The organism is Priestia sp. YIM B13489 (assembly GCF_042787645.1).
Taxonomy (GTDB): Bacteria; Bacillota; Bacilli; order Bacillales; family Bacillaceae_H; genus Priestia; species Priestia megaterium.
Genome location: NZ_JBHZOQ010000053.1, coordinates 1,747,407 through 1,772,164, shown reverse-complemented (window position 1 = coordinate 1,772,164; position 24,758 = coordinate 1,747,407). Strand labels below are relative to the sequence as shown.

The 24,758-nt window shown below is 39.1% G+C and carries 22 protein-coding genes, 2 tRNA genes and 1 rRNA gene; 1 reads left to right on the top strand and 24 read right to left on the bottom strand.

Translation table 11 applies throughout. The features are described from left to right. Positions 1–4: 4 nt before the first annotated feature. The gene (locus ACFX4W_RS14895; RefSeq protein WP_043983104.1) at positions 5–1,189 is read left to right on the top strand and encodes an iron-containing alcohol dehydrogenase; all 1,185 of its coding nucleotides are present in this window, start codon (positions 5–7) and stop codon (positions 1,187–1,189) included. A gap of 32 nt (positions 1,190–1,221) precedes the next feature. On the opposite strand, the gene ACFX4W_RS14890 is transcribed toward ACFX4W_RS14895, so the two are convergent. From ACFX4W_RS14890 to spoIIE, 24 genes are all read right to left on the bottom strand, one after another. After that, positions 1,222–1,569, bottom strand: coding sequence for a DUF805 domain-containing protein (locus ACFX4W_RS14890; protein ID WP_043983106.1), 348 nt, complete (start codon positions 1,567–1,569; stop codon positions 1,222–1,224). A gap of 160 nt (positions 1,570–1,729) precedes the next feature. After that, on the bottom strand, positions 1,730–2,731 hold the full coding sequence (locus tag ACFX4W_RS14885; protein ID WP_043983108.1) for a DUF3231 family protein: 1,002 nt from the start codon (positions 2,729–2,731) through the stop codon (positions 1,730–1,732). Positions 2,732–2,986: 255 nt separating this feature from the next. Then, positions 2,987–3,265: a hypothetical protein gene (locus tag ACFX4W_RS14880; RefSeq protein WP_028408159.1), complete on the bottom strand. Its 279-nt coding sequence runs from the start codon at positions 3,263–3,265 to the stop codon at positions 2,987–2,989. Positions 3,266–3,727: 462 nt separating this feature from the next. Then, a complete protein-coding gene (locus ACFX4W_RS14875) occupies positions 3,728–4,138 on the bottom strand; it encodes a hypothetical protein (RefSeq protein WP_043983110.1) in 411 nt (136 codons plus the stop codon). Positions 4,139–4,618: 480 nt separating this feature from the next. Next, entirely contained in the window at positions 4,619–4,825 is a 207-nt protein-coding gene (locus ACFX4W_RS14870; RefSeq protein WP_016766132.1) for a hypothetical protein, read from the bottom strand. A gap of 48 nt (positions 4,826–4,873) precedes the next feature. Next, positions 4,874–5,221, bottom strand: a complete 348-nt coding sequence (locus ACFX4W_RS14865) for a hypothetical protein (RefSeq protein WP_025753676.1) — start codon at positions 5,219–5,221, stop codon at positions 4,874–4,876. A 211-nt stretch (positions 5,222–5,432) separates the two neighbouring features. Continuing rightward, positions 5,433–5,504: transfer RNA gene (locus ACFX4W_RS14860), tRNA-Glu, on the bottom strand. Between the two features lie 39 nt (positions 5,505–5,543). Next, positions 5,544–5,620 (bottom strand) — tRNA-Ile (locus tag ACFX4W_RS14855). Between the two features lie 69 nt (positions 5,621–5,689). Beyond that, a 16S ribosomal RNA gene (locus ACFX4W_RS14850) occupies positions 5,690–7,239 on the bottom strand. A gap of 281 nt (positions 7,240–7,520) precedes the next feature. After that, a complete protein-coding gene (lysS, locus tag ACFX4W_RS14845) occupies positions 7,521–9,005 on the bottom strand; it encodes a lysine--tRNA ligase (protein WP_013054894.1) in 1,485 nt (494 codons plus the stop codon). A 272-nt stretch (positions 9,006–9,277) separates the two neighbouring features. Then, the gene (gene folK / locus ACFX4W_RS14840; protein ID WP_028410339.1) at positions 9,278–9,823 is read right to left on the bottom strand and encodes a 2-amino-4-hydroxy-6-hydroxymethyldihydropteridine diphosphokinase; all 546 of its coding nucleotides are present in this window, start codon (positions 9,821–9,823) and stop codon (positions 9,278–9,280) included. Further along, on the bottom strand, positions 9,824–10,183 hold the full coding sequence (folB, locus tag ACFX4W_RS14835) for a dihydroneopterin aldolase (RefSeq protein WP_043978999.1): 360 nt from the start codon (positions 10,181–10,183) through the stop codon (positions 9,824–9,826). A gap of 21 nt (positions 10,184–10,204) precedes the next feature. Beyond that, complete coding sequence (gene pabC, locus ACFX4W_RS14830; RefSeq protein ID WP_043979051.1) at positions 10,205–11,068, bottom strand: aminodeoxychorismate lyase; 864 nt, start codon at positions 11,066–11,068, stop codon at positions 10,205–10,207. 4 nt (positions 11,069–11,072) lie between these two features. Then, the gene (gene pabA, locus ACFX4W_RS14825; protein ID WP_013054890.1) at positions 11,073–11,654 is read right to left on the bottom strand and encodes an aminodeoxychorismate/anthranilate synthase component II; all 582 of its coding nucleotides are present in this window, start codon (positions 11,652–11,654) and stop codon (positions 11,073–11,075) included. A 2-nt stretch (positions 11,655–11,656) separates the two neighbouring features. Next, complete coding sequence (gene pabB / locus ACFX4W_RS14820; protein WP_043979000.1) at positions 11,657–13,072, bottom strand: aminodeoxychorismate synthase component I; 1,416 nt, start codon at positions 13,070–13,072, stop codon at positions 11,657–11,659. Positions 13,073–13,169: 97 nt separating this feature from the next. After that, positions 13,170–14,108, bottom strand: a complete 939-nt coding sequence (gene cysK, locus ACFX4W_RS14815; RefSeq protein ID WP_013054888.1) for a cysteine synthase A — start codon at positions 14,106–14,108, stop codon at positions 13,170–13,172. 201 nt (positions 14,109–14,309) lie between these two features. Next, on the bottom strand, positions 14,310–15,188 hold the full coding sequence (gene hslO / locus ACFX4W_RS14810; RefSeq protein WP_043979001.1) for an Hsp33 family molecular chaperone HslO: 879 nt from the start codon (positions 15,186–15,188) through the stop codon (positions 14,310–14,312). Positions 15,189–15,200: 12 nt separating this feature from the next. After that, a complete protein-coding gene (locus tag ACFX4W_RS14805; protein ID WP_013054886.1) occupies positions 15,201–15,968 on the bottom strand; it encodes a type III pantothenate kinase in 768 nt (255 codons plus the stop codon). A gap of 217 nt (positions 15,969–16,185) precedes the next feature. Next, positions 16,186–18,096 carry an ATP-dependent zinc metalloprotease FtsH gene (gene ftsH, locus ACFX4W_RS14800; RefSeq protein WP_013054885.1) on the bottom strand — a complete coding sequence of 637 codons (1,911 nt, stop codon included), beginning with the start codon at positions 18,094–18,096 and terminating at the stop codon, positions 16,186–16,188. A 93-nt stretch (positions 18,097–18,189) separates the two neighbouring features. Beyond that, positions 18,190–18,729 carry a hypoxanthine phosphoribosyltransferase gene (hpt, locus tag ACFX4W_RS14795; RefSeq protein ID WP_013054884.1) on the bottom strand — a complete coding sequence of 180 codons (540 nt, stop codon included), beginning with the start codon at positions 18,727–18,729 and terminating at the stop codon, positions 18,190–18,192. 27 nt (positions 18,730–18,756) lie between these two features. After that, entirely contained in the window at positions 18,757–20,133 is a 1,377-nt protein-coding gene (tilS, locus tag ACFX4W_RS14790) for a tRNA lysidine(34) synthetase TilS (RefSeq protein ID WP_043979004.1), read from the bottom strand. 96 nt (positions 20,134–20,229) lie between these two features. Beyond that, positions 20,230–21,195: a protein kinase domain-containing protein gene (locus tag ACFX4W_RS14785; protein ID WP_034654932.1), complete on the bottom strand. Its 966-nt coding sequence runs from the start codon at positions 21,193–21,195 to the stop codon at positions 20,230–20,232. After that, positions 21,164–21,904, bottom strand: coding sequence for a VWA domain-containing protein (locus ACFX4W_RS14780; protein WP_013054881.1), 741 nt, complete (start codon positions 21,902–21,904; stop codon positions 21,164–21,166). The genes ACFX4W_RS14785 and ACFX4W_RS14780 overlap by 32 nt, the downstream gene beginning before the upstream one ends. 71 nt (positions 21,905–21,975) lie before the next feature. Then, a complete protein-coding gene (gene spoIIE, locus ACFX4W_RS14775) occupies positions 21,976–24,453 on the bottom strand; it encodes a stage II sporulation protein E (RefSeq protein ID WP_013054880.1) in 2,478 nt (825 codons plus the stop codon). Positions 24,454–24,758 lie beyond the last annotated feature (305 nt).

Genomic DNA, 24,758 nt, shown 5'->3' with positions numbered 1-24,758 from the left:
AAGAATGACTGTGTCAAAACTAGTTTTTACCCCTCTTAGCTATACAGGATGGGGATCACTTCAGCAACTGCTTCCGGAAGTAAAAAAATATCACCCCGCTCATATTTTAATTGTCACAGATCCCGTGTTAAAAGACATTGGACTTGTGGATAAAGTGAGTTCTCCCCTCATTAAAAATGGATACGAAGTAGATGTATATGCAGATACGGCACCAGAACCGCCTTTAGCACTCGGTGAAAAACTCGTATCCTACGCAAAAAGCCGAAAATTTGATTTAGTCATTGGGGTTGGCGGCGGCAGCGCGTTAGATTTAGCAAAACTTACGGCCGTTTTAGCCGTTCACGACGGCGCTGTAGAAGAATACTTGAACTTAACTGGTACAAAACAAATTTCAAAAAAAGGTCTTCCTAAAATTTTAATTCCTACAACTTCCGGCACGGGCTCAGAAGTAACGAATATTTCTGTATTATCTCTTGAAAGCACCAAGGACGTTGTGACCCACGACTATTTGCTTGCAGACGCTGCGATTGTAGATCCTGAGCTTACGCTAAGCGTGCCTTCTAAAGTAACGGCGGCTACAGGGGTTGATGCATTAACTCATGCCGTTGAAGCTTATGTATCAGTAAATGCAAATCCAGCAACCGATGCCTTAGCACTAAAGGCTATACGCATGATTAGCTCTTCTTTGCGAACAGCTGTAGAAAATGGCAAAGATAAAGAAGCGCGAACTCAGATGAGCTACGGAAGCTATTTAGCGGGCCTTGCTTTTTTTAACGCTGGTGTTGCTGGTGTTCATGCGCTTGCTTATCCGTTAGGTGGACAGTTTCATATTTCACACGGTGAATCAAACGCCGTATTGCTTCCATATGTGATGGGTTACATACGCAGCAGCTGTGTGGAAAAGATGCGAGATATTTTTGAAGCACTGGGCGGAAACGCTAACTCTTTATCAACAGAAGAAGCTTCTTATCAGTGTGTAAAACAGCTGCAGTCACTTGTCGAAGACGTAGGCATTCCTCAAACCCTTCGCGGATTTGATATTCCAGAAAGTGCCCTTCAAAAGCTGACAGAAGATGGCGTCCAGCAAAAACGAATTCTCGCTCGCAGTCCTTTGCCTCTTCTTGAAAAAGACATCCGAGCTATTTACCAATCGGCGTATGATGGTGCTATAGTAGAACCTGTGCACTAAAAAACTCCCCCTTGTGTAAGGGGGAGTTCTATTTATGCTGCTTTAGCCGTTGTACCAAAACGATTCTCTTTTGGATCGCTAGGCTGGCAGAATAAAATAATCAGCCAAATACTTCCGATTAATGGAACTAATGTAATGAGCTGCCACCATCCGCTTTTTCCCGTATCGTGGAGCCTTCTTGCTCCTACCGCTAACGAAGGGACTGCAATCAATAGCGAGTAGATTACCGGCAAAAAAAGAGGCTTATCAATAAAGAACTGAATGAAAGAAAGAATAAATGAAATAACAAAGTTGACCAATACAAACATCCAGTATTCAGTTCGGCTTGCTCTGCCAGAAAACGTCCCGTAATTTTTCAACACTTTTATGTACCACTTCATATGCAACAACCTCCTTTTTTAGTATAAAATTGTAAATTTATGGTTTATATATCCTTTTTATTCAAAAAACAAACCGTTAAACGAACAAATAACGACATTTTTTATGCAAAAGAAAAAACTTCTTTCAAAAAAAGAAGTTTTCGTAATGTATTATGCTTTTCTATTTAATCAAATCATTTCGGTCTTCCATACTTGGCGGTTCTTCAAGCCATCCGTTTTTAGCCATGATTTTTCCCCCGTCTTGCCCGTATGTTAAAATGTCTTTGGCGGTACTGACAAGAGTAAGAGGAAGATCTCCACGTAAACTAAACGCAGTGCCTAAAGCGTTGCTTCCTAGCCCGAAACTGCAGAATAAACTCACGCAGTACATCATTAGTTTATCTGAAAAGGGTGCTACTTTTGACTCGGTCGCCTTCGCTCCCCACGTCGCAGGCGTCTGAATATCGCTTTCCAAAAGAATTTTACTATAATCACTTACAATTTTTTTAGCCAGCTCTTTTCCTTTTACAAAGTACTTCTTCACTTCAGGCTCACTTGCTACTTGAGCGAACCCTGTGATCATTTGCATGCCAAAAATGTTGCTTTCAATTGCGTAATAAATATGTGCTACCTCTACAGTATTTAATGCCCGTTTACTCGAAAATAAATGGTTTCCATTCATGTAATCTGTGCCTTCAGCAAACTTCGCTTTTTTAGGTACGGAAACAGCTGGAGGCCTTGGAAGCACGTTTTTATCCTGAAGATAATCTACACATTTGTCATAGCCACTTTGCGTGAAAGCGGTAAGTTCTTTATATAGAGAGATTATGTCTTTTCTGTAGGACATGGTTAAATGAAGCGTATGTAGCCCCATACTAATTTCTTTTAAAAGGCGAAGAAACATAATATCAAACATCTTATCATAGAGCTTAGGAACGCCTATATTTACATCTTTTTCTGTATATCCTACTGGTATGGAAGCCCCTTCATTCTGTAAAATTGTTTTGATATCTTCAATGTAGTTCACCACTTGCCTATGCGTATCTTGCATAATTTCCTTTGCCCCGTCATCTTCTGCCTGTGCAATAAAATATTCCAAAATTCTTTGGGTCATTGTTTTTTGCTGATAGGTCATCCAAAGAGTAGCAATTTCACTTGAACTTAACGGTATTTCTTGACTCATGCACTAAACCTCCTGCTAGGGATACATACGTAAATCTTCATTTATTCAAGAGTGGGTATCTGTAATGAAGACTTTATTCTAGACCTTAACATTCGCCCCCGCAGTCAGATACACAACTCTGTCTCTTCCTCAATTAATTCTGCTTCATTTACTATGCACAAATTAGAAGAATTCTATGTATTTACCCTCGCTTTTAAATGGCGGAAACAAAAAAAGCCCCCTCTCATTAAAGGCGCTTTTTCAAAGAAAACGTTTTTATTCCATCGTATCAGAAATTCTTTTGTAGCTTCCGCATTTTTTTAGATATTGAATAATATCTTGATCTTTTACACGCTGAATAGCTGATCCGAACAGTTCTGCTGCTACCTGCATGCGTTCATGTTTATGTTCAATGGTCATAATATATCGAAGCGCATCCACAACCGGTGCATTGTGACGTGTACGACGAGTTATGTACTCGTGAATGGCTTCATTTAACCCTTCCGATTCCGCTTGTTGAAACTCAGGTTTTCTTACTACTTGACTATATACCACTTTTTGACACTCCTTCTCCTCATTTTTAATCATTTTTATCTTTCTTTTATTTCCATTTCCCTAACAAAAAGGAAACAAAACATGCAATGTTAACTTTTTTTAGAGTTTTCTAGCAGATGCATTTAAAAGAACATAGGTTTGATCCTTATAAGGAAACTATGATATATTTTTTGTCTACACAGACTATACACAGTAAGGAATGAGGTATTTAGATATGAATAAAGCTGAATTTATTGATGCTACAAAGGCTCCAGCCTTTAAGCCAGGAAAAGAATTTAAAGAAGCTGTTAAATAAAGAATCTAATGCTGGGTATAAAGTAAAACAAGCAGGCTCTTAATAAGTAAGAATCTGCTTGTTCTGTTCTATATAAAGACTATTTCAGTAAGTTATTTTATTTTTTCTAAAAAGATACATATCTAACAGCATATTAACAAGCAATCGATTAAGCTACTACATTTATTTTAATATACAGTTGAGCTAGATAGAATATCTTTATGAAAACGTACTGTTTCAGAACTATAAGTAGTCATATTTAGTACACTTTTTATAGAATATGAGATGAGGATACCCCCATCTTCCATTGTACTCACCCAATAAGGATGAAAGGGTATTAAAAAATAAAATCGCTTATCAAGTTTTTCTAAAACAAATGGTTCGGTAACATTTTTAGTTTCTAAATTACCAACAGAGACATCAATTTTATCACCTATTCTCATTCCACCATAACCCTCTATACAAATTTCAATAAATCCAGTTTCTTGAAGTAATTCTAATTCAGCTTCTCCGACGTAATCATATCTTTCTAGTATGTTCGTTCCATTTTTAATTGATTGACGTACGAAATCCCCGTCATAATAAAAAACAAATGGCAATTCTAAATCTTTTAAGTCAATAAGATTTTGTATGGTGATAGTACCAACTCCTTTATACCAACTCGTTGATTATTATAACATTATTGGCTATTCCAACGTTTTATCTCATATTCTTGATATGTGCTTCCCTTTTAAATGTAGTCTACATGGGGATCAAAGCAAACTTATTTAGAATTAGCATTGTGAATCCCATTCAAAGCATAGCCAAACTACATACTCGAATGCAGCTACTCTGTCTTGGACTGTATTTTATCTTCCACTTTTTCTTTTAAATCAGAGGTAGGCATGAAGAAAGAGACATTTTACAATAAGGTAAAAGTATACGAGGCAAGGAAGTAAAGTTTTCTTCATTTCCTAATTTTATTGGACGTCCTGACAAAATAAGTGACTCAACAGTTTGTTCATAATCAAGCTTATAGCTTCAATAAAATCACAGTTTTTTTAAAATACGTTGATTAAAAAAACACCCTGAGAGGATGTTTAATAGTTAGCTTGTAAAGCTTCACTCTTTTTCTTTAGTTTTTGACTTTCTTCTTCTAACTCAATAATTTTATTTTGGAGCTCTGTATTATCAAAGTCTTGCTCTAACTCTTCAGATAGCTTTATTCGCTGTTTATGAATTTCAATTCGTTGTTTAGCAATCGCTTCTACTTCTTTGTTTAATTGTAATTGTTCATATGGATTCATATAAATTCCTCCCTTACTTTCACTTTCAACACAAGAAGACAGATTCCTTTAAAATAAAGTCCAGTGAGTGTTCCCTATAAACATGCTAATGGCCCCAAACGCACTAGCAATAAAACTAAAATTCCATACAGTCCGCATCCAAACTGCTAAAGAACCATATGTCTTTTTAAAGGCTACTTCACGCATAAAGATGAGATAAAGAACTGTAAACCCATATACACCAAATGCTACCCATTGAAAAGTTTCTTGAATTTGTGGAACTATTAGAACAACTGCTACTAAAGCTACGGTGAAAATGAGGTTCACAATCATAAAGAAGCTGACGAAACGCATCCACTTAAATCCCTTTTCGTCTAGTTCCGCAGCACCTTGGTTTTTTCGCTTTAATTCCTCCATTATTCATTACCCCTAGTATTCAGTTTCATCCATTATAGCACGTTATCCTAGTGTTATTCTTAAAGTACTAGTATCGTTATGTTCAAATTTAAGAGATTAGACTCAAAAATTTTAAAGTTTTCACATTAGAATTTTATACAGCCTCAATCAAAATCTGTAGTTATCTAACATAAATAAAAGAGCAGTTTGCAAATGCAAACTGCTCTTTCGATGACCCGTACGGGATTCGAACCCGTGTTACCGCCGTGAAAGGGCGGTGTCTTAACCACTTGACCAACGGGCCATGATTGTTTTTTAAGTTTAACTTAACTGTTTGTTATACTGGTGGGCCTAAGTGGACTCGAACCACCGACCTCACGCTTATCAGGCGTGCGCTCTAACCAGCTGAGCTATAGGCCCATATATATGATAGAGAGAATTCTCTCAAAACTGAACGAAATGAAACGTACGTCTTATAAAAATCCTTAGAAAGGAGGTGATCCAGCCGCACCTTCCGATACGGCTACCTTGTTACGACTTCACCCCAATCATCTGTCCCACCTTAGGCGGCTAGCTCCTTACGGTTACTCCACCGACTTCGGGTGTTACAAACTCTCGTGGTGTGACGGGCGGTGTGTACAAGGCCCGGGAACGTATTCACCGCGGCATGCTGATCCGCGATTACTAGCGATTCCAGCTTCATGTAGGCGAGTTGCAGCCTACAATCCGAACTGAGAATGGTTTTATGGGATTGGCTTGACCTCGCGGTCTTGCAGCCCTTTGTACCATCCATTGTAGCACGTGTGTAGCCCAGGTCATAAGGGGCATGATGATTTGACGTCATCCCCACCTTCCTCCGGTTTGTCACCGGCAGTCACCTTAGAGTGCCCAACTAAATGCTGGCAACTAAGATCAAGGGTTGCGCTCGTTGCGGGACTTCCCAACATCTCACGACACGAGCTGACGACAACCATGCACCACCTGTCACTCTGTCCCCCGAAGGGGAACGCTCTATCTCTAGAGTTGTCAGAGGATGTCAAGACCTGGTAAGGTTCTTCGCGTTGCTTCGAATTAAACCACATGCTCCACCGCTTGTGCGGGCCCCCGTCAATTCCTTTGAGTTTCAGTCTTGCGACCGTACTCCCCAGGCGGAGTGCTTAATGCGTTAGCTGCAGCACTAAAGGGCGGAAACCCTCTAACACTTAGCACTCATCGTTTACGGCGTGGACTACCAGGGTATCTAATCCTGTTTGCTCCCCACGCTTTCGCGCCTCAGCGTCAGTTACAGACCAAAAAGCCGCCTTCGCCACTGGTGTTCCTCCACATCTCTACGCATTTCACCGCTACACGTGGAATTCCGCTTTTCTCTTCTGCACTCAAGTTCCCCAGTTTCCAATGACCCTCCACGGTTGAGCCGTGGGCTTTCACATCAGACTTAAGAAACCGCCTGCGCGCGCTTTACGCCCAATAATTCCGGATAACGCTTGCCACCTACGTATTACCGCGGCTGCTGGCACGTAGTTAGCCGTGGCTTTCTGGTTAGGTACCGTCAAGGTACAAGCAGTTACTCTTGTACTTGTTCTTCCCTAACAACAGAGTTTTACGACCCGAAAGCCTTCATCACTCACGCGGCGTTGCTCCGTCAGACTTTCGTCCATTGCGGAAGATTCCCTACTGCTGCCTCCCGTAGGAGTCTGGGCCGTGTCTCAGTCCCAGTGTGGCCGATCACCCTCTCAGGTCGGCTATGCATCGTGGCCTTGGTGAGCCGTTACCTCACCAACTAGCTAATGCACCGCGGGCCCATCTGTAAGTGATAGCCGAAACCATCTTTCAATCATCTCCCATGAAGGAGAAGATCCTATCCGGTATTAGCTTCGGTTTCCCGAAGTTATCCCAGTCTTACAGGCAGGTTGCCCACGTGTTACTCACCCGTCCGCCGCTAACGTCATAGAAGCAAGCTTCTAATCAGTTCGCTCGACTTGCATGTATTAGGCACGCCGCCAGCGTTCATCCTGAGCCAGGATCAAACTCTCCGAAGAAATGTTTGCTTGCTCAATTTAAAAATAAAATTTAACGTTGACGTTTGTCGCTTTGTTCAGTTTTCAAAGTTCAACCGTCGCTCTTAAGCGACTTTACTATCTTATCAAGTTATCAACGTAATGTCAACAACTTTTTTATTTCTTTTTGTTGTTCTCGCTTGTCTGCGTTAGCAACAGATATAAATATACCAAATCAATTTCATAAAAACAAGAGGTAAATTAAAAGTTTAAATTTTCTAATATTATTAACTAAAAAAAGATGGCCGTAGCCATCTCTTTTTTTAGCGTTGACGCATATGTGGGAATAATAGTACATCACGGATTGACGGTGCATTTGTTAGTAACATAACAAGGCGGTCAATACCGATTCCTAGACCACCTGTAGGTGGCATACCATATTCTAATGCCTCAATGAAGTCATCATCCATCTCATGTGCTTCATCGTTTCCTTGTTCTTTCTCTTTCAACTGAGCTTCAAAGCGCTCACGTTGGTCAATTGGATCATTTAGCTCTGTAAATGCGTTCGCGTGTTCACGCGCAACGATAAACAGCTCAAAACGGTCAGTAAAACGCGGATCTTCCGCATTTTTCTTAGCCAATGGAGAGATTTCTACAGGATGTCCGTAAATGAACGTTGGTTGAATTAACTGCTCTTCTACTTTTTGTTCAAAGAATTCATTTACAATATGTCCATATTGCATATGTTCAGTGATTTCTACCCCGTGTTCTTTCGCTAAAGCACGAGCTTCTTCAACAGATGTTTCTCCCCAGAAGTCTACGCCCGTATATTGTTTAATAGCATCGACCATATGAAGTCTTGTCCACTCTGGAGTTAAATCTACCTCTTGATCGCCATACTGAATCTTTGTTGTGCCAAGTACTTCTTGCGCAATGTGTGCAATTAAGTTCTCTGTTAAAGCCATGATATCTTTGTAGTCCGCATACGCTTCGTACAATTCGATCATTGTAAATTCAGGATTGTGACGTGTAGATACACCTTCATTACGGAATACACGGCCAATTTCGTATACTTTTTCTAATCCACCTACGATTAAACGTTTTAAATGAAGTTCAATCGCAATACGCATATAAAGTTCCATATCAAGCGCATTGTGGTGTGTCACAAACGGACGAGCTGCTGCTCCACCTGCGATTGAATGCATCATCGGTGTTTCAACTTCTAAATATCCATGATTATCTAAGTAACGGCGCATCGATTGAATAATGCGGCTTCTTGAGATAAATGTTTGTTTACTTTCTGGGTTTGTAATTAAATCTAAGTAACGTTGACGGTAGCGCTGTTCAATATCTTTTAAACCATGATATTTATCTGGAAGTGGACGAAGCGCTTTTGTTAGTAACGTAAAATCTTTTACTTTAATAGAAAGTTCGCCAACTTTTGTTTTGAATAAAACACCTTCAACCCCTACCAAGTCACCGATATCTACGCTGCTGAAGATTTCGTACTGTTCTTCGCCAATTGCATCTTTACGTACATAAAGCTGAATTTGTCCTGTTAAATCTTGAACGTGAGCGAAACCTGCTTTTCCTTTTCCACGCTTTGTCATAATACGACCAGCTAGTGACACAGGCACTTCATTTTCTTCTAACTGTTCTTTTGTTAACTCGTCATACTCACTAATTAATTGCTGTGATGTATGTGTACGTTCAAAACGTTGACCAAACGGATCAATACCTTGATCTCGTAGGTTGCTCATTTTTTCGCGACGAACGAGAAATTGATCATTTAATTCTTCATGACTCATCGTTTACTCATCTCCATCGTATAATTAAGTTTTCCGAAACAGAAAAAAGGCCAGCATGTTTACTGGCAACTACTACGTTTCTTTAAAATTATTATAGGTTCAGTCGTTTCTCTATGTCAAATCGCTTTATTCTTGCTTCGCTTCTCTTTTTCTTCGATTTCTCTAACAAGCTACCGAATAAACCCAAAACCTGCGAACCCAAATCTCAAAGTTTTCACTATGAACTCTACTTTACGCCAATATAAAAATGAATCAACTAATAAGATTCATTTTCACTTATGTAAATCATTACGATTATTTTCGAACATATCTAGTATACCCGTTGTTTGCTCTCGAAATAATTTTACATCTTTTAAATCTGATAAACGTGTTGTGATGGTTTCAACTTTTTCTTCTGCTACAGGGAGAATAAGAGATGGAGCTAGTTCGTTTAGAGGAACCATCACAAACGCTCGTTCAAACATTCGGGGATGAGGGACGCTCAGTCTATCCGTGTGAATGATTTCATTACTATAAAGTAAGATATCTAAATCAAGGGTTCTAGGTCCCCATACAATCTCTCTTTTTCGGCCTGCCGTTTGTTCAATGGCTTGCAAACAATCTAAAAGGTGCTCTGACGAATACGTTGTTTGTATTTTTACTACCATGTTTAAAAAGCTTGCTTGATTCGTATACCCGACAGGGGCCGTTTCATAAACAGATGAAACAGCCACTACCTTAATCTCAGAGTGTTTCATCAAGCCAGTAACTCCTGACTTCAAATGTTCCATTCGATTTCCAATATTTGATCCTAATGCAATATATGCTTCTGTTGTCATTCAACGGCTCCTTTTAATTTCAATAGCTACCGATTGATAATAACCGGGAATTGGCGGATCGGGTTTATATACCTTTACTGTACAAGCCTGCACGAGTTCGTAATTAGCAAGCAATTCAGATGCAATCGTTTCAGCCACCGTTTCAACTAACTTGAACGTGCGCTTCTCTACAACTTCCTGGCATGTTTGGTATAAATCTGCATAGCTCACCGAGTATTCTAAATTGTCCGTAGTACCAGCTTGCTTTAAATCCAGTTCCACAGCTAAATCCACGTGAAAACGCTGCCCTAATTTATTTTCTTCTGGAAATACGCCATGATAGCCATAGAAACGCATATCATTTACATGAATTTTATCCATCTTTAGTCTCTCCTTTCGCTTTTATACATGTAGCTCGTGTCGACTCATTAGCGACATTGTGTAAGAGCGATACTCTTTTTGCAACTGAGCTGTCAGCGTATGGTCTCCTACTGAAAACTGCTTATCCTTTATACTTCGAAGAGGTACGATTTCTTGAATGGAATTTGTAACGAAAGCTTCATCACCCTCCAAGAGCTGTTCCACCGTAAATAAGCCTTCTACAACCTCTATGTTTTTCTTTTGTAAAAGCGTAAAGATAAACTGTCTCGTAATTCCATTTAAGATACCTGTTTCAAGAGACGGCGTATATACACAATCATCTTTTACAAAAAATAAATTGGACACAATACCTTCGGCTAAGAACCCTTCTTTTGTTAAAAAGATACCCTCTTTATTTAAGTCCGAACCAACTTCTCGCTTAGCTAGTACATTATTTAAATAATGATGAGATTTTAATCTCATGGTTCCTTCAGGCGTATTTCGTTTCGTCTCAAGAATAAGCCCCTCTTTTACAAGGGGGCTCGATGGATGAGGCATTGATTTCATATATACGATTGTAGATGGCTTGTCGTATTCTTCCACTTGCAAGCCAATTCCGCCATTTCCTGCTGAGACATTTAATCGAACATACGCATTTCTCTCATTGTTTTTCATTAACAAACTATTAATGATTTCCAACACGTCCTGTGTAGAGTAGTCCCATACAATATTTAATTCACGTAAGCTGCTATGCAGGCGATCCAGATGGTCTTCCACTAAAAATGGATGACCTTCATACACTCGTAACGTTTCAAACAGCCCTAGGCCATACATATATCCGTGATCAAACGGAGAAATAGTGGCTTCAGACGCAGACTTTACTTCGCCATTTACGTATATATACATATCATTACACTCGCTTTTTTTCGTAAGTTTCAATAAAATTCTTCAGCATTTCTTTACCGTAAGAAGTCATGATAGATTCAGGATGGAACTGTACTCCTTCAATAGGTAATGATTTATGGCGAATCGCCATAATTTCATCTTCTGCTGTCCACGCTGAAATCTCAAAGCAATCCGGCAGTGAACTTTTTTCTACAATCAAAGAATGATACCGCGTTGCCGTGAACGGATTATCAAGACCTTTAAAGATAGTACGGCCATCATGATGCATTTCAGATGTTTTCCCGTGCATTAATTTATCCGCACGAATCACATTCCCTCCAAAAGCTTGCCCAATCGACTGATGCCCTAAGCATACGCCGAATATTGGAATCTTACCTGCAAAATACTCGATGGCTTCTAGACTGATTCCCGCTTCGTTAGGACTGCATGGTCCCGGGGAGATCATCAAGAAATCTGGATTTAGCACTTCAATTTCAGAAAGTGTAATTTCATCATTTCTTTTTACAAGAAGCTCATGCCCTAGCTCACCTAAATACTGTACTAAATTAAACGTAAAAGAATCATAATTATCAATCATTAATATCATCTTTACTCACCCTCACTCAGCTCATTTTCGCTCTGCTCTTTTGCTTTCCATAGTGCAATTGCTTTTTTCAGTGATTCTTTGTATTCGTGTTTCGGATTTGAATCAATCACAACACCCGCACCAGCCTGCACATAAGCTTGGCCGTCTTGAATAATCATAGTGCGAATCGCAATATTTAATTCCATATCTCCATTAAACCCAATCCAACCAATCGATCCTGTATAAATTCCTCTTCGAACTGGTTCAAGTTCTTCAATGATTTCCATTGTACGAACTTTAGGTGCTCCAGTAATCGTTCCTCCAGGAAAAACCGCATCTACGATATCTACAAAATCTTTGTTGCGCGCGAGCTTGCCTTTTACATTAGACACAATATGCATGACATGTGAATATTTTTCAATAACCATAAACTCGTCAACATGCACAGTACCATATTCGCTTACTCTACCAAGATCATTACGCTCTAAGTCAACAAGCATCACATGCTCTGCACGCTCTTTTTCGTTATGAATAAGCTCATCTGCTAACTGTTGATCTTCTTGATCATCCTTACCGCGGGAGCGTGTTCCCGCAATCGGTCTCGTACTGATTTCATCACCGGCTTTTTTCACTAATAATTCTGGTGAACAGCTCACAATGTGAAATTCTTCTGTCTGCATATAAGACATGTAAGGAGACGGGTTGATTTTTCGTACCTGTTCGTAGATATGCATAGGATGAGTTTGAAGCTGTTGAGACTGTCGAACAGATAAGTTCACTTGAAACACATCGCCTTGCCCGATGTACTCATGTACGCGTGTTGTAGCATCTGAAAAAGCAGCTTCAGACATCGAAACCTCACTCTTTTCGGCAACACGATGAATCTGCTCATATGAGAGTCCTTCATCACTTGCCCCCATCCAGTCCTTTTTGTATTGATCAATACGCTTATGTGCCTGCTCTTTACAATCTGCTTCGTCATTAACGATAATCCAGAGCTTTTCCTTTTCTTGATCGTATACAAATACGTCATCGAAAATAAGGAAATAAACGTCCGGCGTTTTCAATGAATCTTCAGCAAGGTCAGGTATGGTTTCTACATAGCGGATATAATCATAGCTAATAAAGCCAATTGCTCCACCTTGAAAAGGAGGAAGATCTGGATTCACCTCTGCTTCAAACTTCTTCATCCAGTCTCGCATAAGATGAAGCGGATTACCTTTTTGAACAGTAGTTTGGTCATCCGTTTTGATATGAAGCTCGTTTTGTTCGCCTCGCAAAATGGCTACAGGTTTTAATCCCATTATTTGAAACTTTCCGCCTCGACCGCTTTCAAGCAGGATATGATTCGGTTCCTCTTTTGACAACTCTTGATATTTTTTGAACCATTGGCTTTTAGAGATAGAAATAGATTCGCCCCAAGTCATTCTTTGCTGCATTTGTTCACTCTCCTAAAAATAAATCACCTGCTTTCATTTTACATGATTCTTAGATGAAAAAAAACAGCTTCATATAGAAGCTGTTTTTTTATCGTTTTTATGCTTGTGTTTGTTCCTCGAATTGGAACAATGGAGTACTTAGGTAACGCTCACCGTTACTTGGAATAATCGCTAACACTTTTTTACCTTTTCCAAGCTGTTTTGCAGCTTTTAACGCAGCATAAATCGCAGCCCCAGAAGAGATACCTACTAGTACACCTTCTGTTTTTGCTACTTTACGGGCATATTCAAAAGCTTGATCGTTTTGAACAGCGACAACTTCGTCATATACTTCCGTGTTAAGCGTATCCGGAACAAAGTTTGCACCAATTCCTTGAATTTTATGAGGTCCTGGTTGACCACCGCTTAAAATCGGAGAATCAGCTGGCTCTACCGCATAAATTTTGATATTTGGGTACTTTTCTTTTAACACTTCACCAGCACCTGTAATAGTACCGCCAGTACCGATACCTGCCACAAATCCATCTAGCTGATCGCCGAACTGCTCGATGATTTCTTTAGCCGTTGTTTGACGGTGCACTTCTGGGTTCGCCTCGTTTTGGAACTGCTGAGGAATAAAGTAGCCGTGCTCTTTTGCAAGCTCAGTTGCTTTATTAACCGCCCCTTTCATTCCTTCTGGACCTGGTGTTAATACTAACTCTGCACCGTATGCACGAAGCAGATTACGACGCTCAATACTCATCGTTTCAGGCATTGTTAAAATAGCACGGTATCCTTTTGCTGCAGCTACCATTGCTAAGCCAATTCCTGTGTTACCACTTGTTGGTTCAATGATTGTGTCGCCAGGTTTTAACACACCTTTTGCTTCCGCATCTTCAATCATCGCTAATGCGATACGATCTTTTACGCTGCTTCCCGGGTTCATAAATTCTAATTTTAAATATACATCCGCCATATCTTCTTCAACTAGACGGTTTAGTTTTACGATTGGTGTTTGACCAATTAACTCTGTAATTGAATTTGCAATACGTGCCATATGACCACTCCTAATACCAACTAATTTTATTGATTTTGTATACAATTTATCAGATGTTTTCTAAATTGTCAATCATTTTGTCTTTCCATTTACCTAATTTTGTTATATTTTTAGATCAATATATACAGAAATAGAACTTAATATCTATAAAAAAAGGCGCTCATTTATAAAATGACGCCTTTTAAGAATCTTTTATTTCATTTAAATTGCTTGTTCTTTCATTTCTTCAAGCTGCTTTTTATCAAAACGATAGGTCTCATTACAGAAATGACACTGGGCTTCAGCTTGGCCGTCTTCCTCAATCATCGATTGAATCTCTTCTTGTCCTAAGCTGATAATAGCATTGGCAATTCTTTCTTCTGAGCACTGACATTTGAACTCTACAGGCATTGTCTCCAGAAACTTCACATTTTCTTTTCCAAGAACTTCTTCTAAGATTTCCTCAGGAGAAAGACCTTTTTGAATCAGTTTTGAAATTGGTTCAATCGTCTGTAATCGTTGTTCAATAGCTGTAATCGTTTTATCATCTGTTCCCGGCAGAAGCTGAATGATAAATCCGCCCGCAGCTAAGATCGTGTTATCAGGGTTAACAAGTACACCTACACCTACTGAAGATGGGACTTGTTCAGATGTCACAAAATAATACGTGAAATCCTCTCCTAATTCTCCCGATACAATAGGTACTTGTCCGTTAAATTGATCACGCATTCCGATATCTTTTACGACACTTAGCGTGCCCTCTGTACCTACAGCACGTGCTACATCTAATTTCCCATGCTGATTTAAATCGAAGTGCGTTTGTGGATTCGTTACATATCCACGCACTTCCCCTTTAGCATTGCTGTCTACTAAAATAACGCCAATTGGGCCGCGGCCTTCAATTTTAATTGTTAGCTTTTGCTCACCCTTTAGCATAGCCCCCATCATGACTCCCGCAGTCATTGAACGTCCCAATGCTGCAGAGGCTGTAGGCCATGTATAGTGACGGCGCTGCGCTTCTCCAACTGTATCCGTTGTTTTTACTGCATAAGCGCGAACTTGACTATTGTAAGCTAATGCTTTTACTAAATAGTCACCCATAATATACACCTCTTACTCCATATTTTTTGTATAAATTATTTGCAATCCTTTTAAAGTCAAAAATGGATCCACAATATCAATAATATCCGACTCTTTAGCAATCAATGTTGCGAGTCCTCCAGTAGCAATAACTTTAGGATTTACTGTTGCTTGCTCTTTCATTCTTGCTACAATTCCTTCTACTTGTCCAACGTATCCATATAAAATACCTGCTTGCATCGCAGATACTGTATTTTTTCCCACAATGCTATTTGGTCGCGCAATTTCAATTCGCGGAAGCTTAGATGCTCTTGAATAAAGAGCTTCTGTCGAAATATTAATACCAGGGGCAATCGCACCACCCATATATTGCTTATTTTCATCAATATAGCAATATGTGGTTGCGGTACCAAAATCAACGATAATTAAAGGGCTTCCGTATAGCTGAATTCCAGCAACAGCATTTACAATACGGTCTGCTCCCACTTCACGCGGATTTTCATATTTAATATTTAAACCCGTCTTAATTCCAGGACCAACAACAAGCGGCTTTAAATGAAAATACTTTTGACACATTCTCTCCAATGCAAACATAATAGGAGGAACAACAGAGGAAATAATAATACCATGAATATCTTTAAAAGATAAACTAACGTGCTCAAGCAAGGCTTTGATTGTCATGCCATACTCGTCTTCTGTTTTATTACGGCTTGTTTCTACACGCCAGTGATACTTCAATTCATCTCCATCGTATACACCTAATACCGTATTCGTATTTCCAACATCTAATACAAAAATCATTTCAATCACCACTTTATATAAATTCAGTATTCACACTGAAACCATCATACCATAACTGGTAAATAGACGTGTATATTCTAGATAAAATAGGAATATAATGACACGATTCTCTAGTGGATATCCTACTTATCCACCATATATACGAAAATCTTTTACCAAACCTAACTTTTGCTCATTAAAAAATCAGTGGAGAATATCTCCACTGATCTTTATTGTCTTATGCTTTTGGCTCTTCATCGTCTGTCTTTGTTTGGATGTTTACTTTAACATCTTCATCTGTTACGTGACTAGAACGGTCTGGAAGAGTTCCATGATCTACTAAGTGGTTGATTTGCTCAGCGTCTAACGTTTCTACTTCTAACAATGTTTGAGCTACAAGCTCTAACTTGTCACGGTTTTCCGTTAAGATCTGCTTCGCACGCTCATAGCTTTCTTTAATGAAACGTTGGATTTCATTATCAATTTCATGAGCAATCGCATCACTGTAGTTTTGTTCACTGTGTAAATCACGACCTAAGAATACTTGGCCTTGTTGTGATTGACCGAATTGCATTGGTCCTAACTTTTCACTCATACCGTATTCTGTTACCATTTTACGAGCGATGCTTGTTGCACGCTGGAAGTCATTATGAGCACCTGTACTCACTTCGCCGAAAATAATTTCCTCAGCTACGCGACCACCAAGCAATCCAACAATTTTATCCAGCAGCTCTGGCTTCGTCATAAAGTAGCGATCTTCTTTTGGTAACATAACAGCATATCCACCAGCTTGCCCACGTGGAACAATGGTTACTTTATGTACCATATCAGCTTCGTCTAATACGACACCGATAATTGTATGTCCTGCTTCATGATAAGCAACAATATTGCGTTCTTTTTTAGAAATAACTCGACTTTTCTTAGCTGGACCTGCAATTACGCGGTCTGTTGCTTCGTCAATGTCAACCATTTCAATTTTCTTTTTGTCCTGTCTAGCAGCTACTAAGGCAGCTTCGTTTAACAAGTTTTCGAGATCTGCACCTGAGAAACCTGGCGTACGCATAGCAATTGCTTTTAAGTTTACTGATTCATCTAAAGGCTTATTGCGAGCATGTACTTTAAGCACTGCTTCACGGCCATTTACATCTGGACGATCTACCGTAATTTGACGGTCGAAACGGCCTGGACGTAATAACGCTGGATCTAAGATATCCGGGCGGTTTGTTGCTGCAATGATAATGATACCTTCGTTAGCACCAAAACCATCCATCTCAACAAGCAACTGGTTCAATGTTTGTTCACGCTCATCGTGTCCGCCACCAAGACCTGCGCCACGTTGACGACCTACAGCATCGATTTCATCAATAAAGATAATACATGGAGCATTCTTCTTCGCATTTTCGAATAAATCACGAACACGAGAAGCACCGACCCCAACAAACATTTCAACAAAGTCTGAACCACTGATAGAGAAGAAAGGAACGCCTGCTTCGCCAGCAACGGCTCTTGCTAATAATGTTTTACCAGTACCAGGAGGTCCCACAAGTAAGACACCCTTCGGAATTCTTGCACCTAGCTCTGCGAACTTACGAGGATCTTTTAAGAACTCAACAACTTCCACAAGTTCTTGCTTTTCTTCGTCTGCACCAGCTACGTCTTTAAATTTAACCTTTTTCTTTTCTTCACTGTAAAGCTTAGCCTTACTTTTACCGAAGTTCATAACGCGGCTTCCGCCACCTTGAGCTTGGTTCAGTAAGAAGAAGAATAGGATGAAAATAATAACAAACGGAATGATTGACGTAAAGAACGTTACCCAGCCGCTTGTTTCATCAGCAGGTTTAAAATCAACTTCTACTTGATTATTTTCGGAAGCAGCGTCAATACGATCAAGTGCTTTGTCACCATCTACGATGTAAGTTTGGAACGTTTGATCCTTTTTATAAGAATCTAACTTCCCTTGCACAACATACACGCCTCTTTCAGGCTTCATAGAGAGTGATTTCACATCACCTTTGTCTAAGTGTTGAACAAATGTATCGTATCTCATTGGTTCTGCTTTTTGATTAGAGCCACTAAAGAAGCTTACCACGCCAATAATGACTAAAAATATAAGTAAATAAAAGATGGTATTACGGAAGATCCGATTCATTTCTTACCTCCTCCCACGATAAACAAATACTGTATTCAATACTAACATAGAACATTTATCCTATCCAATAAATTGCACTTGGATATGTGCTTATTAATTGCTGTATACTTGCGGTTTAAGAACCCCAATATACGGCAGGTTACGATATTTCTCTTGATAATCTAATCCATACCCTACTACGAATGCATCAGGTACTTCAAATCCAACGTAATCTGCTTTAATAGATGCTTTACGACCTGTTGGTTTGTCTAAGAGTGTGACAATCTTAATTGACTTAGCTTTACGGTACTTGAATAACTCTACAAGGTAGCTAAGCGTTAAGCCGCTGTCGATAATATCCTCTAAGATAAGAATGTCTCGACCTTCAACTGATGTATCTAAATCTTTTAGGATTTTTACTTCACCAGAAGAAACCATCGCATTGCCATAACTTGATACATCCATAAAATCCATTTCTAAATATGTATCAACACGCTTAATTAGATCAGACATAAAAGGCATAGCGCCTTTTAATACACCGATTACCAAAGGAAAACGGTCAGCGTATTCCTCAGATAATAGCTTACCCAATTCTTTTACTTTCTGTTGTATTTCTTCTTCTGAAATCAAAATTTCTTGAATATCCTGCTTCATTCCTTACTTGCCTCCTAGAAGTTTTCGCTACTTATAGTATAAAATAACATATCTGGACTTATGTGTATGCAGTTCATAAGCAGATTTTTTCAAACCAGGTAGCCACAAAATAGTTCCTTGGCTATCTTCCACTACCGGCCAATGATCTCTGAAGTGTAAAGGGATTTTTTCATCGATAAAAATATCCTTTACTTTTTTATGTCCCTTCATGCCCTTTACTCGCATTTTATCGCCATTTTTTCGTGTCCTTACCTTTAATGATTGTAAATCGTGAGCTTCATCTAAAAGAAAAACATCGTTTCCTTTTATATCTTCGACTTTATTATGTATTTCACAAATAAGCTGGTGACCATTTGGAAGCTCGACGACCCCTGGAATCGGAACAATAAATTCATATGGCTCGATGTTCCCCTCATTAAAGGTGAAAAGACAGTCGTTGTAAGATCGGATAATACGTAAACCATTTGGAAAGTCAAGCGTCCCAGACGGTTTTTCACTTTCGCAAAATCCTACTAACATGTCAACATGCGCTGAGGAAAGGGTTGGAGGAATTTCTTTATAGAGATAGTTTAATATTAGTTGAATACCACGCCTTTGTAAAGGCTTGCGTATCCTTAGAAAACAATCTCTATCGATGAGAATTTCATTTTGCAATTTCTTTCTCATTACTTTATTCATCACATCGGTCGTTAATTCCTCTAAGTATGCTTGATCTTCATGCAAGTTCTCGCTAAATTGTTGAAATTTTTCATGTACAGCTGCGTTTTCTTGCTTTAAAAATGGCAAAACGTAATGACGAAATCGATTTCTCGTGTACGAGTCTTTCTCATTACTCGGATCAATCCGAGGGGTAAGCCCATGTAGCTTACAGTAGCGATTGATTTCTTCTTTCGTTACGGCTAGGAACGGCCTAATAATAAATCCATCCGCATATGGCCGCTTGGGCTGCATCCCTGCGTATCCATTCATCGTACTGCCTCGGACCATTCGCATTAACATCGTTTCAATCTGATCATCTCCGTGATGTCCTAATGCAAGAAAATTTGCTTTGTGCTTCTTCATAACATGAGTAAAAAATGTATAGCGGCATTCTCTGGCTGCTACTTGAGAAGATAACTTTCTTTCCTTCTGATAGGCAGTAACATCAATTTGCTTCGCCTCACATTTAATATTCAATTGTTTGCAGTAGTTCTGCACATATTCCATATCTTGCTGTGACTCTTCTCCCCGGAACATATGATCAACATGAGCAGCAATAATAGTAAGAGATTTTTGCTCTTTCAGACTCCATAAGAAATGCACCAGTGCTAAAGAATCAGGACCACCAGAAATACCTACAACCACTGTAGAGCCTGCGGATAATAACTGATGTTTTGTCATAAAATTGTTCACTTGCTTTTCCATAGGAATGACTCATCCTTATAATGTACACGCAATAATGTATCATTAATTTACTTTATACGAATGACTATAAGGAAAGTTTCACAATTTCTCCAAACTTTATAGCACTTGAATAAATAGATACAAAATATAAATCAACATTACAGATGTACAAAGTAGTAGCGTCTCTAACACGTGAGAACGCTTCTTCTTTACTTTAACACGAGGGGCAGACGGTTGACGAACGTTTTGAGGCTTTGTTCCTTTACTTTTTGCCCCTCTTCTTTTTTCGACCGATAACACCTCTGTTTTCATTTCTTTAGCTGACTTATACTTTCCCGTAACCGCTTGATACAAAACGTCCCCGAAAGGTTCCAACTGCTTTGTTGTTAATATAAATTGTTTTAATTGTTCAGCCGGTTTGTCCGTTTTATTAATTCGCTTGCCATAAGCTGCGTGAATCAAAACCATAGATACAGCAAACAAATCATAGGTCGGTTCTGCTTTTCGGGAGCCAAGCCCCCAGTGCGCCCGATCATAAAAGTCGGTAAATTCTTTTATTGACCGCCCTTGCAGAGTTGTTCCTCCGACGTCAATCCATCGAACTTTTACGGGGTTAGATGTTACGACCAGGTTTTCTGGTTTTAAATCGCCAAATACCCACCCTTCTTCATGAAGGTTTTCCAAGTCTGTTAAGAGCTGACTTGCAAATACTTGCAGCCATTCTGTCCCTCTTGTTGAGATAAAGGAAAGGAGAGGCTGCCCTTTCACATACTCCATTACATAGAAAGAAAGAGCATGAGAACCATAGCTCCAATCATCTACATCAAGTAAGCGCGGTCCTAGCACTTTGTCTTTGACTTGAGAGAGCTTTTTTAATACATTCACTTCTGCTGTAACAGACATGTTGGAAAAGCTTATTTTTAACGCTGCTAGCGTTCCGTTTACTAATTGAACTAAATAGACAACTCCAGTTGCCCCCACGCCTAATTTCTCAAGAATTTTATAATGGACGTGATGCCATTTCCCTTGAATTTCTGTTCCCGGAGATAGGTTACATACCTGATTCTTCAATGTATTGTTCATTATTTTTTAACAACCCTCTCAATGAGCGCTTTTTGGTGAAATAATGAGTAGCCTCTTTGATAGCCGGTCCAGTAGGCGTAATACCTCCTGCTGTTAGTTTTGGAAAAATCGTTGAAAGCGACTCTAATCTTGGATTCCAGTCCATTAGCTTCTCTACATCTTTCTTTTTCCCAGGAAATAAAAAGATTGAAAATTGATTATGCCCCATGCGAGCATTCAAGCTTAACGATAAATCTAACAGTGACTCCTTTACAGTAGGAAGCTTATTTTTCATACTTCCGCTCATGTCAACTAAAATAAGAATCTCTAAGTCAACCGTTTCCCCAAGTTCATCAACAACTTCCATGATTTCTCCTCGCTTCTCAGGAGATAACTCTTCTAATCTTGAATTAGAGGAACCTAGAATTTGCTGAAGCTCTTTATTTACAACGCCTTGAAGTGTTTGCGTCATTGCTTGCCTTGTAACCATTTGAACAGTTTGAGAAAGCTGTTTTACGTAAACAATTTGACTCACGCCACCGCCTGACATGGCAATGCCTTCTATTTCATTCGTGCTTTGCTCATCAATTGTGTCCTCTTCCATCACACCAATAACGTTTACACTAATCCCTTGTTCTTTAGCTAGTGCTGCCATTGCTACCGGATCTTCACCTGTATTCGAACCACCGTCCGTAATGACCAACATCTGTTTCAATGTACCTTTTTTCATAAAAAAATCCCCTCCTCATTATCAGTATTAACATGATAGACGAGGAGGAGATAAAATATACTTCTATCTAACTATTGTGCTTTTTTACGATAAGCGTAAGAAGGAATCGATGACCATTTCGGGGTATTGTGCTGAAGTTTTGCCACAACTACCGTCATATCATCTTCAATCAAGCCTGATTTTGTTCGAATAACTTCTTCCATAATTAAGTCTGCAATTTCTTGTGGATCGTTTGTTTGAAGCTCGCCAATTTTTCGCTTCATCCACATTTCGTAGTTCTCAACGTGTTTTGGTCCTTCAAATACGCCATCACTCATCATAATTAATAAGTCTTCGGCCTTCATTTGTTCATTCACAACATCCACTTCAAATTCTTCAATAATGCCCATTGGCAAATTGCTTGCCTGTATTTTAATCACCTTGTCTCCACGTTTGATGAAGCTTGGCGTAGAACCGATTTTCAAGAAGTTTACATTGGCATCTTGTAAGTCGATCATCGCTAAATCTAACGTAGAAAAGATCTCATCGTTTGTACGCAGCGATAAAATAGAGTTAATCGATTTAATTGCAATTGTCTCTTCTATTCCTGTTTGTAAAATTTGTTTTAACAGCTGAAGCGTTTCGCTGCTTTCATAGTGGGCACGCTCTCCATTCCCCATACCATCGCTAATAGCTAGTGCATACTTACCAGCGTTTAGCTCAATCATGGAGTAGCTGTCACCGGATACAAACCCTCCGCCTTTAGCAGCATGTGCTACGCCTGTATCAACAACGTACGCTTTTGTACAGCCAAACGAAACGTGGCAATAGCCTTGAGGATATTTAGCACATTCTTCGTTCTTTACTACAATACTTTCACCTAAGATATCTGTAAGCATTGGCGCAATAATCTTCTCGCATTCTCCTCTTCCGTGACAATATGGCACCCACATTTCAATATCTACATTTCCAGGTTCTAAGCTATAAATTTCAATTTGATTGATTTCCATCCCAAAGTTGCGAAGAGCTTCTAAAATCTGTTCTTCTTGTACATTTAAATTTTCGCGCTCTCGCTTAATTTCTTTTGCAAAATTTCCCATAACTTCAGAAACACCGTGAAGCTGTTCTGCTACAATCCTTCTACTTTCTTGAATTTGGGCTTTTAAGTGCTGATTGGCTTTAAAATACGTAAGTTCATGCTCAATCACATCGATGACTTTTTTCGATTTCACACAATGTTTGTCCATTTCTCGAATTAGTCTTGGATTTTGTTCAAGAGTGCCATTATCAACTTCAAGCATAATTTCCTTCATATATTCATAGGTTGTATCAAACTGCTGTGCCCAACATTGTTCTTTTTTAAAACAAAATTGGCACGTCCTTTCGGTAACGCTGCTTAAGAAATAATCGACTTCTTTATCGGCGCTTGGCTTTTCATCATAAAATCCATTTTGCGTAAAACTTTTGGAAAGTGCTTGAAAAACATTTGAGAACTGTTCTACGCGATTCGCTGTTACATCTCGGATCTTGCGCACGTACTGCTGTTGTTCAAGCATGTTTTCAGATGTCCCTGGTACTAATTTACTCAAGTTTTTCAAAACAAAAGATGGGGTTAATAAAAATAGGACAACAGCCGTCAGTGATTCATACAAATTAGTCGTCAACCCTTGATCTGCCTGAGCATATAGGCCAATTAGCAATGAACCAACAACCAGCCCAAGAGCTGCTCCTAGCTTTTTACCGTCTTTTAAAAGTCCTCCAAGCAAGCCGGAAAAAGCGAGTAAACTCATTTCATACAAACTAGAAACATTCGCGAAGCTTAAAATTAAACCGGTTACGACCCCTACCGTAGCTCCTATCGTAGGGCCGGATACAAATGCAAAAACTAATACTAAGTAACGAGATAATATATGTTCAGCCGAAAGCCCGTAAATCATCCACCCTATTGTCCCCGTCATAACAGATGCCAACAAAATGATTAGAGAAATCACTTCTTCTGTTTTTAATGATTGTTTTCGCTTTCGGTATGAAATTAAAGGCACGCTTTGTAAGAAAATCATGGTTAAGATAAAGCTCAACCCTGCTTCTACTGCCACAAATGTAAAATCATACATGGTGAATTCCTTGGTAAACACATAAAAAATAGTTAGTTTTGTAAGTAACATCGCGCTAAATACAGTGAACGGCAGCTTCTTTAACGGATCCATTGTCAGTATGCCGCTAAATCGATGAATTAGTAAGAAAACAAATAGTGTAGCAAATACGGTACCTCCATTTTGAATGGAAACACTAAATGCCCCTGCCAATACGGCTAAACTTGCTAACGGTGCTTTTTCTTTCTTTATAGCCATTACAGCTGCAAAGAATGGCAAAGCAAATGGCATGATTTTCATTAAAATTAACGCTCGTCCTAATAAAAAACCTACGACTAGCAGCAACAATCCCCATTGAAATAACACCTTTTCCGTTTTCATACCCGCCTTTGTAAACACACGGGACATTTCTAATCTAGTTCGGTTAAATACCGCCTCTGTTGTTGGACTTGCAAAATCTCTTTCCGTCTTTTGCATTCTCCCACCACCCGCTAATTATACTTATTCATTATTATATCGCGGCGAAAGGTGAAATTTTGTCAAACGGACTAGTCAAATACCTATAATCGTTCGACTATTTTCTAGTATTATATTGAAAACTATACAAAAAGATGTACAATCTTACATGGCAATTTAAAAAATATCAGAGATACTGTTTGCCTCAGAGAAAGCCTATGCTCATCATTTTTTTCAAAAGCAAATAATAGTCTATAAAAATAACAAAAAAGTTATTGACAATAACCCTTCTTTTTTATATTATTATAAATGTCTTTTAGAGAACG